This window comes from Actinoplanes utahensis (assembly GCF_016862455.1).
Classification (GTDB): Bacteria; Actinomycetota; Actinomycetes; order Mycobacteriales; family Micromonosporaceae; genus Actinoplanes; species Actinoplanes utahensis.
Genome location: NZ_BOMZ01000030.1, coordinates 67,105 through 82,683 on the forward strand (window position 1 = coordinate 67,105; position 15,579 = coordinate 82,683).

Consider the following 15,579-nt stretch of genomic DNA (forward strand, 5'->3'; position numbering starts at 1 on the left):
ACCGGAACCGGCAAGATGGGTGCATGGGTGAGGAACGTGACGGCGTACCGCTGACCAATCTGGATCAGGAGCTGTTCCCCTCCGCCGGGGCGACCAAGCGCGACCTGGTCGACTACCTCGACGCGATGAGCGGCCGTCTCCTGCCGGTGCTGCGCGACCGGCCGCTCTCGGTCATCCGGGTGCTCCGCGGCCAGGACCGGTTCATGCAGAAGAACCTGCCGAAGTACACGCCGGACTGGGTGCCCCGGGTGACGGTCTGGGCGGACTCCTCGCACCGCGAGGTGACCTACGCTCTGGCCGGCGACCGGCGCACCCTGTTCTGGCTGGGCAACCAGCGGGCCGTGGAGTACCACCCGGCGCTGACGACCGCCGGTTCACCGCATCCCACCCACCTGATCATGGATCTGGACCCGCCGGAGGACGGCGGGTTCGACCTGGCCGTGGCCGGGGCCCGGCTGGTCCGGCAGGCGCTCGCCGACGCCGGGATGTCCGGGGCGGTGAAGACCAGCGGCGCCAAGGGCGTTCACGTCTTCGTGCCGCTCACCGGGGATCCCGCCCCGGAGGACGTGGCCGCCGCCCAGCGCGCCGTCGCCGCCCGCGCCGAACGGATCGACCCGGCGCTCGCCACCACCGCGTTCATCCGCGAGGACCGGCACGGCAAGGTGTTCCTCGACGCGACCCGAGCCGGTGGGGCGACAGTGGTGGCCACGTACAGCCCCCGCGCCCGGCCGGGGACGCCCGTCTCGTTCCCGGTCGCGTGGTCCGACCTCGACCGGGTGACCCCCGCCGACTTCACCCTGCACACCGCGCCCGGCCTGCTCGGCGACCGGGATCCGTGGGCGGACGGGATGCCCGCCCCGCAGACCCTCGACGCCGGCCTGATCGCCGAGGGCCACACCATCCCGGTCGCCCGGGTCCAGGCCATGCACGAGGGCAAGCGCCGGGCCCGCGCACGACGGGAGGCCGAAGGGGAGAAGAGCTAGGGCCCAGGGTGTACAGCGAATGGTGTAGTCCCGTAACCGGGAGGCGTCGATGCGGGTGACAGCGGCGGGACGACGCGCCGGCCCACCCGGCGACCCTAGCGTCCCCGGCATGACGAAGAACCTGACCCGCGCCGCCGCCGCGCTCACCCTCGCCGGGGTGCCGACCGGCCTCGCCATCACCGAGGGAGACACCCAGGCCGCGCTGACCGGCTCCCTCGCGGTCACCCTGGCCGGGCTGGTCCTGGCCGTCCGCCGTTGGCCGCTGGCCGTCTTCCTGCTCACCTTCGCGATCGTCGCCGCCTGGCGCGTCGCCGGTCTGATCCAGGCCGGCTGGATCTGGCCGGCCTCCGCCGCCCTGGCCGGGCTGGTGCTGGCCGGCCGGCTGCGGACCGCGATCGTCGCCGCGGCACTCACCCTGCTCTGGGGCCTGAACTGGGACACGTTCGTCTACCGGCACGAGTCGCCCGACTGGGTGTTCGCCCACCTCGGCGGGGAGGCGCTGTGGATCGGCGCGGTGCTGGCGGCCGCGACGGCGTACCGCAACACGGTGCGCTGGCGGGCCGAGGTCGCCCACCGGATCGCCGCCGACGAGCAGCAGCGCGCCCTGGAAGCCGGCCGCAGGCGGGCCGAGGAGCGGGTGGAGATCGCCCGGGACCTGCACGACGTCGTCTCGCACACGCTCGCCGTCGTCGGCGTGCACCTGAACGTGGCGATCGACGCCTTCGACGCCGAACCGGACGAGGCGAAGGCCGCGCTGAAATTCGCCCAGGAGGTCCGCGGCCGGGCCATGACCGATCTGAAAGCGCTGGTCGGGGTGCTGCGCGAGGGTGAACTGCCGGCGATGGAGAGCCTGGAGCGGCTGCTCGGCCAGGTCCGCGAAGCCGGTCTGGCGGTGTCGTTCAACGAGATCGGCGATCCGGTCCGGCTGCCGGCGCCGGTGGCCGCCGCGGTGTACCGGGTGGTGCAGGAGTCGCTGACCAACACGGTCCGCCACGCCGGCGCGACCCGGGTCGCGGTCACCGTGCGGTACGCGCCGGCCGACGTGCTCGTCGACGTGCAGGACGACGGCTCCGGGGCGGCCGGCATCGTCGAGGGGCACGGCATCTCGGGCATGCGGGAACGGGTGGCGGCGCTCGGCGGCGCGCTCACGGCCGGTCCGGGCCGGAGCGGCTTCACGGTACGGGCGACCATCCCCCTGACGGAGGCGGCATGACCATCTCGGTGCTCCTCGCCGACGACCAGCACCTCGTCCGCGCCGGGTTCCGCAGCCTGCTGCGGCGCGGACGGGACCTGACCGTCGTCGGCGAGGCGTCCACCGGCGACGAGGCGGTACGCGCCGCCCGTACCCTCGAACCCGATGTGATCCTGATGGACATCCGCATGCCCGGCATGGACGGGATCACCGCGACCAGGGAGATCCTGGGTTTCCTGGACACGAAGGTGATCATCCTGACCACGTTCGAGACCGACGAGTACGTGTTCTCCGCGCTCGCCGCCGGGGCCAGCGGCTTCCTCACCAAGGAGATCGACCCGGACGGCCTGCGCGCCGCCGTGCGGGTGGTGGCCGCCGGTGACGCGCTGCTCTCCCCCAGCGTCACCCGCCGGGTCGTGGGCCAGTTCGCGCACCGCCCGGTCGCGGCCGCCGCGGCGCCCGGCGGCGACCGGCTGGCCGTGCTGACCGACCGCGAGCGGGAGGTGGTGCGGCTGGTCGCCACCGGCCTCTCCAACGACGACATCGCGGCCGCGCTGGTGATCAGCCCGCTGACCGCGAAGACGCACGTCACCCGGGCGATCGCCAAGCTGGGGGTCCGCGACCGGGTGCAGCTGGTGATCGTCGCCTACCAGGACGGCCTGGTCGGTAACTGAACCTCAGGATCTTCTCAGGACCTCCCCGCCCGGCCCGATCTCCCGGTTGACCACCACGAGGTGGCGGGATCGGAAAGAGGTGGGGCGGATGTCTGTCGACAGCCGGAGCCCGCGTGCGGCCGGGTCGTGGGCGCGCCTCTGCGTCCTGCTCGGAGCCGTTTTCGCCGTCGTCGCCGGGTTGGTGGCCGCCGGACCGGGAGGCCCGGAGACGAGCCGGGCGATCGGGGCCTGGGCGCTGCTCGCCGGCGCCGGCGCCGCCACGGCCGCGTGCCTGTGGCGGTCCCGCGGGTTCACCGGCCGGGCCCGCTGGGGCTGGGCGGTGCTCGGCGCCGGCCTGCTGGTCTGGGGCCTGGGCCAGTTCGCCTGGTTCACCCAGTGGCCGCTCCCGGGCGGTGTCCCGAACCTGAACCCGCTGCTCACCGGCCCGTCGGTGCTCGGCCTGCTGGTGCTGATCCCGGCCGGCCTGCTGATCCTGCCGAGCGCCTCACAGCCGCTCGTGAACCGGCTGCGCAGCATCCTCGACGGCCTGCTGATCGCCGCGTCGCTGGTCCTGGTCGCCTGGGTGTTCGTGCTGGACCGACACCTGGAGAACGGCACGCACGGCACCGCCTTCTACGTCAACCTGGTCTTCCCGCTCGCCGACATCGTGCTCGCCACCATGGTCGGGTACATGCTGCCGCAGCAGCGCCGCCGCCACGGGCGCGTCTCCGACCTGACGTTCGTGGGCGCCGGCATGGTCGCGTTCGCGGTCGGCGACGTCGGGCACGTCTACCTGGAGCTGATCCACGCCCAGCACGGCGCCCCGCTCGTGCACCTGGCCTCGCTCGCCGGGTACGTCCTGATCACCATGGGCGCGATCCGGCCCCGCGACGGCGCGGCCGAGCCGCTCGACCTGCCGCCCGGCGTCTGGAACACCGCGGTCATGGTCCCCTACGTGGCGGTGCTGGCCGCGCTGGGCTCCAGCGTGATGTTCCACGTGCAGACCGGGCACAGCCACCCGTTCGTTGCGTACACCCGCTCGTTCCTGATCCTGTTGATCGTCGGCCGGCAGCTGCTCACCCAGCTGGAGAACCGGGCGCTGACCCGCACCCTGGAGAGCCGGGTCGCCGAGCGCACCGCCGAGCTCAACGCCCGCGAGCAGTGGTTCCACGCGCTGATCCGGCACAGTTCGGACGTGGTCACGGTGATCGGCTCGGACGGCCTGATCCGCTACCAGAGCGAGTCGATGCAGCGGGTGTTCGGCTACCCGCCGGAGGTGTTCCTCGGCCGCCGCTACACCGACCTGGTCGACGACGAGGTGGCGCTGCGGCTCGCCCAGGCGATCCGGCAGGTCGCGGCCCGGCCGTTCGCCAGCACCACTCTGGAACTCGTGCACACCCACCGCGACGGCCGGAAACGACCGTCCGAGGTGATCGTCACGAACCTGGTGGACGACCCGCACGTCGCCGGTTTCGTGCTGAACACCCGGGACATCAGCGAACGCAAGGAACTGCAGGACCAGCTGATCCACGAGGCGTACCACGACGCGCTCACCCAGCTCGGCAACCGTGCCCTGTTCCGGGACCGGACCGCCGCCGCCCTGCGCCGCACCGGCGACGTCACGGTGCTGCACCTGGACCTGGACGGCTTCAAGCGGGTCAACGACAGCCTCGGCCACCTGGCCGGCGACCAGCTGCTGGTCCAGGTCGCCGACCGGATCACGGCATGCGTGCGGGACAGCGACGTGGTCGCCCGGTTCGGCGCCGACGAGTTCGCGATCCTCGCTCTCGCCGATGACGCGGAAGCCATCGCCCGCCGCATCCTCGACGACCTGGAGACCCCGGTCGAGGCCGGCTCGCGACTCATCCATGTTCGGGCCAGCATCGGCGTCGCGTCGGCGGCCCTGCTCACCGAGGCCGACGGCGAACAGGAGACCGACCGCGCCGACCAGCTGATGCGCAACGCCGACCTGGCCATGCACCAGGCCAAGGCCACCGGTGGCGGGGGCTTCGCCGAGTACCGCCCGCGGATGCGCGAGGGCCTCGTCGAACGCCTGGAACTGGAGAACGACCTGCGCGGCGCCCTGGAGCGCGGCGAGCTGCGACTGCACTACCAGCCCACCATCGACCTGGAGACCAGCCAGGTGGTCGGCTTCGAGGCGCTGGCCCGCTGGCCGCACCCGACCCGCGGCATGATCAACCCGCTGGACTTCATCCCGATCGCCGAGGCGACCGGCCTGATCGTGCCGCTCGGCCGCTGGGTGCTGCACGAGGCCTGCCGGCAGGCGGTCGAATGGTCGGCGGCGGCGGGCGGCCGCCCACTGAAGATGTCGGTGAACGTGTCGGTCCGCCAGTTCGACCGCGCCGACCTCGCCGAGACGGTGGCGGCGGTGCTCGCCGAGACCGGCATGCCCGCCGACCGGCTCTGCCTGGAGATGACCGAGAGCGTCCTGATGACCGACACCGAGGCCAACCTGGAGCAGCTGCTGCGCCTCAAGGCGCTCGGCCTCACCCTGGCCATCGACGACTTCGGCACCGGGTACTCGTCGCTGGCGTACCTGCGCCGCTTCCCGGTGGACACCCTCAAGATCGACCGTTCGTTCGTGGAACGCCTCGGCGTCATCGCGGACGACACCGCCCTCACCGACACCATCGTCCGCCTCGGCAAGTCCCTGGGCATGGCGACCGTGGCCGAGGGAATCGAGGAGTTCGGGCAGCTCGCCGCCCTGCGGGAGATGGGGTGCGGGTTCGCTCAGGGGTACTACTTCTCGCGTCCGGTTCCGCCGGCCGAGGCGGGGCGTCTCTTCCTCGAAGGGGCGGGTAGTCCGGTGTTCTCGTAGCCGCCCTCTTGCGGTGGGCGGTTTCGGGCGGGCGGTGGCCACTCCGGGCGGTCAGGCTTGATCCCTCCGTGGCCACCGCCCGCCCGAAACCTTTCGGGGACAGGGTTGCGGTCGGTCCGCCGGTTGCGGTCCGTTCGGGGTGCGATCGCTGCGGACCCGGCTTCGGTACGGGTGAGCACGCGCGCACCGGCCCGGAGGTGAACGGGCCGACCCGTGTGTGGGAGGTGGGCGGGCGAGCGGCTTGGGGGGGGCGGCACACGTGCTCTGTGCGTGGTCGAGTCCCGTCCGCAGGGCGGCACACGTGCTCGGGACCGTGGTCGAGTCTTGTTCGCGGGGCGGCACACGTGCTCGGGACCGTGGTCGAGTCTTGTTCGCGGGGCGGCGGACGTGCTCTGGTCGGTGGTCGAGTCTTGTTCGCGGGGCGGCGGACGTGCTCTGGTCGGTGGTCGAGTCGCGTGCGCGGGGGTGTCGCCGACGTAGGGTCGCGGTATGGGTGCGCTTGAGGATGCCTGGGAGCTCAGCCGGGCGGAGACCGGGCTGGCGATCGTCTCGACGGTGCGGGCCGATCGGAGTGTGCAGTCGACGCTGGTCAACACGGGGCTGATCGAGGGGCCGGCGGGTGGTGGGCCGGTGCTGGCGTTCGTCACCTACGGGGCGGTGAAGCTGCGGAATCTGCGGGAGCGGCCGTCGGTGGCGGTGGCGTTCCGCAGTGGCTGGCGATACGCGACGGTCGAAGGGGTGGCGGAGCTCGCGGGGCCCGATGATCCGCGGCCGTGGCTGGACGCGGAGCGGTTGCGGCTGTTGTTGCGCGAGATCTTCAGCGCGGCGGGTGGCACCCACGACGACTGGGCGGAGTACGACCGCACGATGGCCGGGCAGCGGCGGACGGCGGTGCTGATCAGGCCGACCCGGATCTACTCGAGCGGCTGACCGGCGGGCCCTCGGTACGGCGTACCGGAAGAGGGTGGCGAGGGCGCGCGGCGACCGTGCGCGGGCGGCGGTCTAGGTTGCGGGCATGCTGATCAGTTTCGGATTGCCGGTGTCCGGGGCCTGGGCCCGGGCGGAGACGCTGACCGCGATCGCGCGGCAGGCGGAGGATCTCGGGTATCACGGTCTGTGGGGATTCCAGCGGCTGTTGCTCGGGCGGGGGCAGGACCTCGCGTCGCCCTATCACAGCGTCCTGGATCCGGTGGTGGCGCTGAGCTGGGCGGCGGCGGTGACGTCGCGGATCCGGCTCGGGGTGTCGGTGATCAACCTGCCGTACGTGTCACCGGCGTACCTGGCGAAGCAGGTGAGCAGCCTCGACATGCTGTCCGGCGGGCGGTTCGACCTGGGGCTGGGTACGGGCTGGTCGGAGCCGGAGTTCGTGGCGACCGGATCGGATCCGCATCCGCGCGGGGCGCGCACCGAGGAGTACCTGGCGGTGCTGAAGGCGCTGTTCAGCGGGGACGAGGTGTCCTTCGCCGGGCGGTTCTACCAGGTGCCGCCGAGCCGGATGGCGCCGAAGCCGGCGCAGGTGGGCGGGCCGCCGGTGCTGCTGGGCGGGACCGCCGACGTGGCGCTGCGGCGGGCCGGGCGGATCGCGGCGGGATGGGTGAGCAGCAGCCGGACGAGCCTGGCGGAGTTCGAGCGGGGGGCGCGGATCGTGCGGGAGGCGGCTGAAGGCGCCGGACGGGATCCCGCTACGCTACGTATTGTTGTGCGGGGCGTCGTCCTGGCCGGGCGGCGCGACGAATCCGTTCCGCTGTCCGGGGACTGGGAGCAGATCCGCGCGGGGGCGGAGCGGTACGCTGAGGCCGGCGCCACCGAGCTGTTCTACGAGCCCAACTGGGACCCGCGGATCGGCGGTCCGGAGGCGGATCCCCGTGCGGCCGAGGAGCTCGGCGCGGAGATCCTCGCGGGTCTCGCGCCCCGGCTCTGATCCCTCCGCCGAGGATCACCGGCGGAACGTGATCGTCAACGGTTCGCAGTGTCGTTGATCGACGCGCTGTGGCGTGACCGTTCCGGACCGCGATGATCGCCGGAGTCGACGGGCCGTCAATGGCGCGTCTCGATGGCCGGAATGGTTACGCAATTGACACTGCGGCCGCCGGATGCGCGTACCCGGACGGGCCGGAGTGGGTGCGCGCGAAGCACATCGATATACGGTCAAGACGGTCACGGACCGTAAATTTTGCGGTGATCCGGCGCACACGCCGGAGAACCCACGGCACGGACGACCCTGAAGGAAATGATCTTGAAACGGCGAAGAAACGGCCCCGCGAGGGCCGCGGATCGTCATCTTGATGACTCTGCGCAACCACACGATTGCCCTCTGGTCCTTCATATCCGACAAAACGACCATAATGATCCGCCATTTGGTCCGGATTCAGCCGGATATCTAGGTTTTCGAGAGGTACTTCCCTAGGTGATGGTATGACCTAATCCATATGGTCGTGCCCGGCTCTAGTTATTCATTCGAGACGTCAACTCATTTCCTACGGCCGGTTTCCCGGCTACGTTTGCCAACCGCAGCATCCGAATACCTCTCACGCACGGCGCATGTGAGGTGTGTCGTCCATGGAGGTGAACCACAAGCGTGGAACCGTTGATCGATGACCCCGCGCTGACCGGGAAGCCGCTTTCCGCCGAACCCGGAACGGTCACCAAGAAGTCGAGCAGCACCCAGGGCAAGTCCCTGACCCAGATCGCGATGGCGCGGCTCCGCAAGGACAAGACCGCGATGGTCTGCCTCTCCATCGTCGTCTTCTTCGTCCTGATCGCGGTCTTCGCGCCGCTGCTGGCCAAGCTCGAGGGCCAGGACCCGACGACCTATCACATGGATCTGGTCGACGACTACGGGTTCCCGACGATCGGCCCGAACTCGGAGCACTGGTTCGGCGTCGAGCCCCGGCTGGGCCGCGACAACTTCGCCCGCTGGGTCTACGGTGCCCGCCCGTCACTGATCGTGGCCGCCTCCGCCACCGTCATCTCCACCCTCATCGGCGTCGTGGTCGGCCTGGTCGCCGGCTTCGCCCGGGGCTGGGTCGACCGGATGCTCTCCTGGGTCATCGACTTCACTCTGAGCCTGCCGAGCCTGCTCTTCGCGATCGCGGTTCCCGCCGTCGCCGTCTCGGTCATCTACGGCGCCCAGGAGGGTGTCTCGGCCGAGCAGACCTCGGACGTCAGGTTCTACTCGCTCATCTTCGTGCTGTCCTTCGTCGGCTGGGCCAACCTCGCACGTCTGATCCGCGGCGAGGTGCTGTCGCTGCGGGAACGCGAGTTCATCCAGGCCGCCAGGGTGCTCGGCGTGCCGACCCACAAGATCCTCTTCAAGGAACTGCTGCCCAACCTGGTCGCGCCGATCGTGGTCGCCTCCTCGCTGGCGCTCCCGACCTACATCGTCACCGAGGCCGGCCTGACCGTCCTGGGCGTCGGCCTGAGCGAGCCGACGCCGTCGTGGGGTCTGACGATCTCCGCCGCTACGAGCTACTACCGAGAGGATCCGCTGTACCTGTGGATCCCCGTCCTCGGTATCACGATCCTGGTGATCTCGCTGAGCCTGCTCGGAGACGCCATCCGTGACGCGTTCGATCCGCGCACCCGGCGGTGAGGACCCTGCAGTACAAGTTGAGAAGAGGAGAAATGGCGAGACGAGCCAGATTGGTCGTGGCAGCCGCGGCCGCTGTGACCTTGGGTATCGCGGGCTGTGGCAGCCCGTCGAGCAACTCGGACAAGTCGAAGGCCGAAGGCGGCAAGATCGAGACCGCCACCCAGACCATCGACGCGGCCGCCAAGGGCCCGGCCGAGGAGATCCCCGGGGCGAAGAAGGGCGGCACGGTCACCGTCTACCAGCTGTCCACGGTCACCACGATCGACCCGACCGACACGTACTACGTCGACGCGAACGAGATCGGCAAGCTGCTCTACCGCACGCCGACCACGTACGACATCCGTAACGGCCAGCCGGTCCTCGTGCCCGACCTGACCGACCTGGGCACGGCCTCCGCCGACGGCCTGACCTGGACGTTCAAGCTCCAGCCGAACATCAAGTACCACGACGGCACCCCGATCAAGGTCGAGGACCTGGCGTACGCGATCAAGCGGTCCTTCGCCCACGACGTGTACTCCAACGGCCCGACGTACCAGATGTCGTACTTCAAGGACGGCGACAAGTACAAGGGCCCGTACGCGGACAAGGGCCCCTACTCGGGCGTGGAGACCCAGGGCACCGACACCCTGATCATCCACCTCAAGCAGCCGTTCTCGGACCTGCCGTTCTACATGACCTTCCCGATGTTCACGCCGATCCCCGAGGCGAAGGACACCAAGCAGGAGTACCAGCTCAAGCCGATGGCGACCGGGCCCTACCAGGTCGAGTCGTACAGCGTGGGCAGCGAGCTCAAGCTGGTCAAGAACACCAACTGGGACCCGAACACCGACCCGGTGCGCCACCAGTACCTGGACAGCGTCGTGTTCAAGTGGGGCCAGGAGGACGTCAAGACCCAGCAGCAGGTGCTGAACAGCAACGGCGAGGACGCCAACGCGATCAACACCTTCAACATCGACGCCACCCTGGTTCCGCAGCTCACCGGCAAGGAGAGCCAGCTCCTCCAGGGCGCCAGCCCCTGCACCCGGGCCTGGAGCATCGACACCCGCAAGGTTCCGCTGGAGGTCCGTAAGGCCCTCGCCGTGGCGTGGCCGTACGACGGTGTCTGGAAGGCCAACGGCTACAACCCGTACACCGCCGAGCGCGCCAGCACCATCATGCCGCCGAGCGTCCCGGGCTACACCAAGTACACCCCCGCCGAGGGTCTGAGCGGCGAGGGCGCCGGTGACCCGGCCAAGGCGAAGCAGATGCTCGAGGCCGCCGGCAAGTCCGGTTTCGAGATCAGCTGGTACTTCGACAACCAGAAGACCGTTCCGCAGCAGGTCGCCAACACCATCGCGACCGCTCTGAACGCGGCCGGCTTCAAGGCCAAGCCGATCGGCATCCCGAGCGCGGACCTGCGGAAGAAGGGCGGCGACTACGACGCGCCGGTCAACTTCGGTCAGACCCCGCGTGGCTGGTGCTCCGACTGGCCGACCGGCAACAGCTGGTTCCCGGTGCTGTTCCGCAGCCAGAGCGTCGAAGAGGGCCAGAGCTGGGGCATGCTCCAGGACAAGGCGCTCGACGAGGAGATCAACGCTCTCACCAAGCTGCCGAGCTCCGAGTCCACCGCCAAGTGGGGTGCGCTCGACAAGAAGATCATGGACATGTACGTCGCGATCCCGATGACGTACGAGAAGACCGCTGTGGTCTTCGGCAAGAACGTCGGCATGATCCAGAACGACCCGACCATGGGCTTCCCGTTCCTGCCCGACCTGCACCTGAAGAGCTGATCCTTCGGTGACACCTCGATGGTCCGGCCCGTCCTCGGGCCGGGCCATCGGCCCGAAATGCCTACGTTCGATCGATCCGCAACAGTAAGACGAGGAGTTTGCGGTGCTGTTGTACTTCCTGCGACGCGCGGCGAGTGCGATCTCGGTAATCTTCGCCACGCTGGTCGCCAGCTACGCGCTCTTCCTCCTGGCGCCGACCGACCCGGTCGGCACCATCTGCGGGCCGAAGTGCACCCCCGACCGGGCCGCTGACATCAGCGCGGCCCTGCACCTGGAGGACCCGGCGCTCCAGCAGATCGGGGTCTACCTCAAAGGCATCGTCGCCGGGCGGGAGTACGAGATCGGCGGCACGGTGCGCGAGTGCGACGCGCCCTGCCTCGGTTACTCCTTCGCCCTGGGCCGGCCGGTCACCGAGCTGATCGCCGACGCCCTGCCGGTCACCCTCTCCATCGTGCTCGGCGGCGCGGTGGTCTACTTCTCCGTCGGCGTGCTCGTCGGCACCCTGGCGGCCCGGCATCGCGGGACGACGCTGGACCGGGTCGCGGTCGGCTCCAGCCTGACCATCAACTCGGTGCCCTACTTCATCGTGGTCCTGCTCGTGGCCCTCTACGCGACGAACGTGGTGCTACCCGCGGCGCAGTACACATCCCTGCTGGAGAATCCCCTGGCCTGGGCATCCGGCCTACTCGCCGCGTGGATCACGCTCGGCCTGACCAACGCCGCGTCCTACACCCGGTACTCCCGGGCCTCGATGATCGAGTCGCTGGGCCAGGACTACGTCCGGACGGCCCGTTCCAAGGGCATCAGTGAGCGCCGCGTGGTGTACCGCCACGGCGTGCGCGCCGGGCTCACCCCCGTGGTCACGATCGTCGGTCTCGACATCGCGTACCAGCTGACCAACACCCTGTTCACCGAGAGCATCTTCGGCCTGCCGGGCCTCGGCCGGCTGACCCTGAACGCCTTCAACACCTACGACCTGCCGGTGCTGCTCGGCAGCGTGCTGGTCGGCTCGACCGTCCTGGTCACGATGAACCTGATCATCGACATCCTCTACACGTTCCTCGACCCACGGGTCCGGCTCGCGTGACCGCGCCCGGCTCCCGCGTCACGCAAGGCGGCGACATGGATCAGACCACTCAGGAAGCGCAGACCGATTTCCGGGGCCGGCGCCCACGCGTCCCCGGCGAGGAGGCGTACCTCGAGGTCACCGACCTCCAGGTCCGGTTCCCCACCGCGGACGGCGTCGTGCAGGCGGTCGACGGTCTGACGTACTCGCTGCCGCTGGGCCGTACGCTCGCGATCGTCGGCGAGTCCGGCTCCGGCAAGAGCGTCTCCAGCATGGCCGTGATGGGACTGCACGACCGGAAGAGCACGTTCATGTCCGGCTCCATCAAGATCGGTGGTCGCGAGATCATCGGGATGTCGGAGCAGGAGCTGAACACGGTCCGCGGCGTCGAGGCCGCGATGATCTTCCAGGACCCGCAGTCCTCGATGCACCCGTACTTCACCGTCGGTGACCAGATCATGGAGTCGTACCGGCAGCACAACAAGGTCTCCAAGAAGGCCGCCAAGACGCGCGCCGTCGAGATGCTCGACCGGGTCGGCATCCCGAACCCGCAGCGCCGGGTCGACCAGTACCCGCACGAGTTCTCCGGCGGCATGCGCCAGCGCGCGATGATCGCGATGGCGCTGGTCAACGACCCGAAACTGCTCATCGCCGACGAGCCCACCACGGCCCTCGACGTGACCGTGCAGGCGCAGATCCTGGACCTGATCGCGGACCTGCAGCGTGACTTCGGCTCGGCGGTCGTCTTCATCACCCACGACCTCGGCGTGGTGGCCGAGATCGCCGACGACATCCTGGTGATGTACGCCGGCAACGCCGTCGAGCACGGCCCGGTCGAGAAGATCCTGGGCACCCCGCTGCACCCGTACGCCTGGGGCCTGCTGGAGAGCATCCCGGCGGTCTCCGGCACGCCCGGGCCGCTGCACCCCATCCCGGGTGCGCCGCCGAGCCTGCTGGCCATGCCGAGCGGCTGCGCCTTCCACCCGCGCTGCGAGTTCCGCGAGCGGGTGCCCGGCGACATGTGCCGCACGCTGCGCCCGGAGCTGATCGCCCGGACCGCGGACACCGGCCGCGCCTCGCGCTGCCACCTCAAGGACCCCGACCGGGTGTTCGAGACCGAAGTCCTTCCCCGGCTGCCGTAAGGAACCACGACGATGACCCCTTCCGTCAAGGGCGTGCGAAAGGTCGAGGGCGCCCCGCTGCTCGAACTCGACGACGTCAAGATGCACTTCTCGATCAAGGGCGACGGCCTGCTGTCCCGCGGCGCCAAGAAGGTCCAGGCGGTGGACGGGGTGAGCTTCACCCTGAAGGAGGGCGAGACGCTGGGCCTGGTCGGCGAGTCCGGCTGCGGCAAGTCGACCACCGCCCGGCTGATCACCCGCCTCCTCGAACCGACCGGCGGGCAGATCAGGTTCCAGGGCGTGGACATCGCCCACATGAAGGAACGGCAGCTGCGGCCGTACCGTCGGGAGATCCAGCTGATCTTCCAGGACCCGTACTCGTCGCTGAACCCGCGGCACACCGTCGGCACCATCATCGGCACCGCGCTGCGTACCCACGACATGGTGCCCAAGACCGGTGAGCTGAAGCGGGTCCAGGAGCTCCTGGAGATGGTCGGCCTCAACCCGGAGCACTACAACCGGTACCCGCACGAGTTCTCCGGCGGTCAGCGGCAGCGCATCGGCATCGCCCGCGCGCTCGCCGCCCGGCCCAAGGTGATCGTCGCCGACGAGCCGGTGTCCGCCCTCGACGTGTCGATCCAGGCCCAGGTGATGAACCTGCTGGAGAACCTGCGGTCGGAGCTGGGCATCGCGTTCGTCTTCATCGCCCACGACCTCGGCGTGGTCCGGCACTTCTGTGACCGGGTCGCGGTGATGTACCTCGGCCGGGTCGTCGAGGAGGGTGGCCGGGACGCGCTCTACCAGCAGCCGCATCACCCGTACACCCAGGCTCTCCTCTCCGCCGTGCCGGACATCGGCGTGGTGCGCGGCGTGCCGCCGAAGACCCGGATCCGGCTGCAGGGCGACGTGCCCAGCCCGGTCGACCCGCCGTCGGGCTGCCGCTTCCGCACCCGGTGCTGGAAGGCGCAGGACATCTGCGCCACCCAGGACCCGGCGCTGTTCGACACCGCGCCGACCCTGCACACCGCCTGCCACTTCGCGGAGCCCCCGGCCGAGTCGATCGTGGCCGCCGTCAACTGATCTACCCTGTCCGGGTGGACCACGGATCTCCGACCGTCTATCGCACCAGATCGTGGCAGAACCGCCGCCGAGTGCTCACCGCGCTCGGCGGCGCCGCTCTTCTGCTGCTGGGTTACCTTCTCGGGCGCTGGCAGGACACCCCGGCCGCCCAGGCGCCGCCGGTACTGGTCACCGCGCCGGCCTCGGCTCCGGCGCCGGCCTCCGCCACACCGGAGACGACCACGGCGAGCCCGCAACCCGCACCCACCGAGTACGCCGTGCTCCAGGCCGAGGCGGCGACCGAGCTGGCCGGGGTCGGCATCGAGGACACGTCCGACGAGGGTGGCGGCAAGAACATCGGCTGGATCAACCGGGACGACTTCCTGCGGTTCGACGACGTCGACTTCGGCGCCGTACCGGCGACCCGTGCCGCGATCCGGGTGTCCTCCGGCTCCGGAGCGTCCAGCCGGTTGCAGATCCGGCTGGACAGCCGCGACAGTGCGCCGGTCGGTGAGATCTCGGTCGGCAACAGCGGCGGCTGGCAGTCCTGGGGCACCACCAACGCGGTGCTGAAGCCGGTGACCGGGGTGCACACCGTCTACCTCACGTTCAGCTCGTCGGACGGCACCGAGCTGATGAACATCAACTGGCTGCGGTTCGGCCACTGAGCTCTCCTCCCCGGCTGGTTGTCAGGACTGTCTCAGCGGCGCTGAGACAGTCCTGACAACCAGCCGGGGGTGCGGTGTGGTGGGCCATGCCGCAGTCCGGGAAAGCCCACCATCACCACGCGGGGCTCGGAACCGTCAGGCGCTGAGCTCGATCCGGCGGGCGGTGCGCTCGAGGATCGGGATGCTCAGGGTGAGGACGCCGTTGTCGTACCGGGCCTCCAGGCGGTCGGTGTCGAGCCGCTCGGAGAGGCGGACCTGCCGGGCGACGGCGCCCATCGGGCGCTCGGCGATCACCATCCGGCGGGTCTCGGCGGTGGCGCGCCGGCGCTCGGCCCGGACGGTCAGCACCTTGCCGTCGATCGTGATGTCGATCGACGCCGGGTCGACGCCGGGCAGGTCGATGTCGATGTAGAAGGTCTCGTCCTCCCGGTAGGCGTCGAGACGGGCGCCGGAGTCGCGGGCCGAGGTCTCGAAGACCCGGGCGGTGAGACGCTCCAGATCGCGCACGGTCGGGGTGGTGAGCAACATGGGTGGCTCCTCGAATACTTGAGCGTGGGTGACTCAAGTCAGGAAACCGGAAGACGACCAGCAGGATTCCCGCTCCGGATGTGACCGCCACCGCTCGAACAGATGTACT

13 protein-coding genes are annotated in these 15,579 nt (G+C 70.1%); 12 read left to right on the top strand and 1 reads right to left on the bottom strand.

All coding sequences use genetic code 11. The features are described from left to right. Positions 1-23: 23 nt before the first annotated feature. The 12 genes from Aut01nite_RS09865 to Aut01nite_RS09920 all read left to right on the top strand — a co-directional run bounded on the left by Aut01nite_RS09865 (position 24) and on the right by Aut01nite_RS09920 (position 14,942). Entirely contained in the window at positions 24-983 is a 960-nt protein-coding gene (locus tag Aut01nite_RS09865) for a DNA polymerase domain-containing protein (protein WP_043523064.1), read from the top strand. A 109-nt stretch (positions 984-1,092) separates the two neighbouring features. After that, on the top strand, positions 1,093-2,196 hold the full coding sequence (locus Aut01nite_RS09870) for a sensor histidine kinase (protein ID WP_043523065.1): 1,104 nt from the start codon (positions 1,093-1,095) through the stop codon (positions 2,194-2,196). Then, positions 2,193-2,849: a response regulator transcription factor gene (locus Aut01nite_RS09875; RefSeq protein ID WP_043523066.1), complete on the top strand. Its 657-nt coding sequence runs from the start codon at positions 2,193-2,195 to the stop codon at positions 2,847-2,849. Before Aut01nite_RS09870 ends, Aut01nite_RS09875 begins: the two co-directional genes overlap by 4 nt. An 88-nt stretch (positions 2,850-2,937) precedes the next feature. Then, positions 2,938-5,667: a putative bifunctional diguanylate cyclase/phosphodiesterase gene (locus Aut01nite_RS09880; RefSeq protein WP_043523067.1), complete on the top strand. Its 2,730-nt coding sequence runs from the start codon at positions 2,938-2,940 to the stop codon at positions 5,665-5,667. Positions 5,668-6,156: 489 nt separating this feature from the next. Then, on the top strand, positions 6,157-6,597 hold the full coding sequence (locus tag Aut01nite_RS09885) for a TIGR03618 family F420-dependent PPOX class oxidoreductase (RefSeq protein WP_043523069.1): 441 nt from the start codon (positions 6,157-6,159) through the stop codon (positions 6,595-6,597). 85 nt (positions 6,598-6,682) lie between these two features. Next, on the top strand, positions 6,683-7,588 hold the full coding sequence (locus tag Aut01nite_RS09890; protein WP_043523070.1) for an LLM class flavin-dependent oxidoreductase: 906 nt from the start codon (positions 6,683-6,685) through the stop codon (positions 7,586-7,588). Between the two features lie 657 nt (positions 7,589-8,245). After that, entirely contained in the window at positions 8,246-9,259 is a 1,014-nt protein-coding gene (locus Aut01nite_RS09895) for an ABC transporter permease (protein ID WP_052163277.1), read from the top strand. A gap of 74 nt (positions 9,260-9,333) precedes the next feature. Beyond that, positions 9,334-11,028 carry an ABC transporter substrate-binding protein gene (locus Aut01nite_RS09900; RefSeq protein WP_201775433.1) on the top strand — a complete coding sequence of 565 codons (1,695 nt, stop codon included), beginning with the start codon at positions 9,334-9,336 and terminating at the stop codon, positions 11,026-11,028. Positions 11,029-11,131: 103 nt separating this feature from the next. Further along, positions 11,132-12,115, top strand: coding sequence for an ABC transporter permease (locus tag Aut01nite_RS09905; protein WP_043523072.1), 984 nt, complete (start codon positions 11,132-11,134; stop codon positions 12,113-12,115). Between the two features lie 35 nt (positions 12,116-12,150). Beyond that, a complete protein-coding gene (locus Aut01nite_RS09910) occupies positions 12,151-13,236 on the top strand; it encodes an ABC transporter ATP-binding protein (protein ID WP_043523133.1) in 1,086 nt (361 codons plus the stop codon). A gap of 12 nt (positions 13,237-13,248) precedes the next feature. Continuing rightward, positions 13,249-14,295, top strand: a complete 1,047-nt coding sequence (locus Aut01nite_RS09915) for an ABC transporter ATP-binding protein (protein WP_043523073.1) — start codon at positions 13,249-13,251, stop codon at positions 14,293-14,295. 14 nt (positions 14,296-14,309) lie between these two features. Next, the gene (locus tag Aut01nite_RS09920; protein ID WP_043523074.1) at positions 14,310-14,942 is read left to right on the top strand and encodes a carbohydrate-binding protein; all 633 of its coding nucleotides are present in this window, start codon (positions 14,310-14,312) and stop codon (positions 14,940-14,942) included. A 135-nt stretch (positions 14,943-15,077) separates the two neighbouring features. On the opposite strand, the gene Aut01nite_RS09925 is transcribed toward Aut01nite_RS09920, so the two are convergent. Further along, complete coding sequence (locus tag Aut01nite_RS09925; RefSeq protein ID WP_043523075.1) at positions 15,078-15,470, bottom strand: Hsp20/alpha crystallin family protein; 393 nt, start codon at positions 15,468-15,470, stop codon at positions 15,078-15,080. Positions 15,471-15,579 lie beyond the last annotated feature (109 nt).

Bases quoted from the DNA above. Each gene is read 5' to 3' on its own strand.
- Aut01nite_RS09865 (WP_043523064.1), top strand. From the start codon at position 24: ATGGGTGAGGAACGTGACGGCGTACCGCTGACCAATCTGGATCAGGAG.
- Aut01nite_RS09870 (WP_043523065.1), top strand. From the start codon at position 1,093: ATGACGAAGAACCTGACCCGCGCCGCCGCCGCGCTCACCCTCGCCGGG.
- Aut01nite_RS09875 (WP_043523066.1), top strand. From the start codon at position 2,193: ATGACCATCTCGGTGCTCCTCGCCGACGACCAGCACCTCGTCCGCGCC.
- Aut01nite_RS09880 (WP_043523067.1), top strand. From the start codon at position 2,938: ATGTCTGTCGACAGCCGGAGCCCGCGTGCGGCCGGGTCGTGGGCGCGC.
- Aut01nite_RS09885 (WP_043523069.1), top strand. From the start codon at position 6,157: ATGGGTGCGCTTGAGGATGCCTGGGAGCTCAGCCGGGCGGAGACCGGG.
- Aut01nite_RS09890 (WP_043523070.1), top strand. From the start codon at position 6,683: ATGCTGATCAGTTTCGGATTGCCGGTGTCCGGGGCCTGGGCCCGGGCG.
- Aut01nite_RS09910 (WP_043523133.1), top strand. From the start codon at position 12,151: ATGGATCAGACCACTCAGGAAGCGCAGACCGATTTCCGGGGCCGGCGC.
- Aut01nite_RS09915 (WP_043523073.1), top strand. From the start codon at position 13,249: ATGACCCCTTCCGTCAAGGGCGTGCGAAAGGTCGAGGGCGCCCCGCTG.
- Aut01nite_RS09925 (WP_043523075.1), bottom strand. From the start codon at position 15,470: ATGTTGCTCACCACCCCGACCGTGCGCGATCTGGAGCGTCTCACCGCC.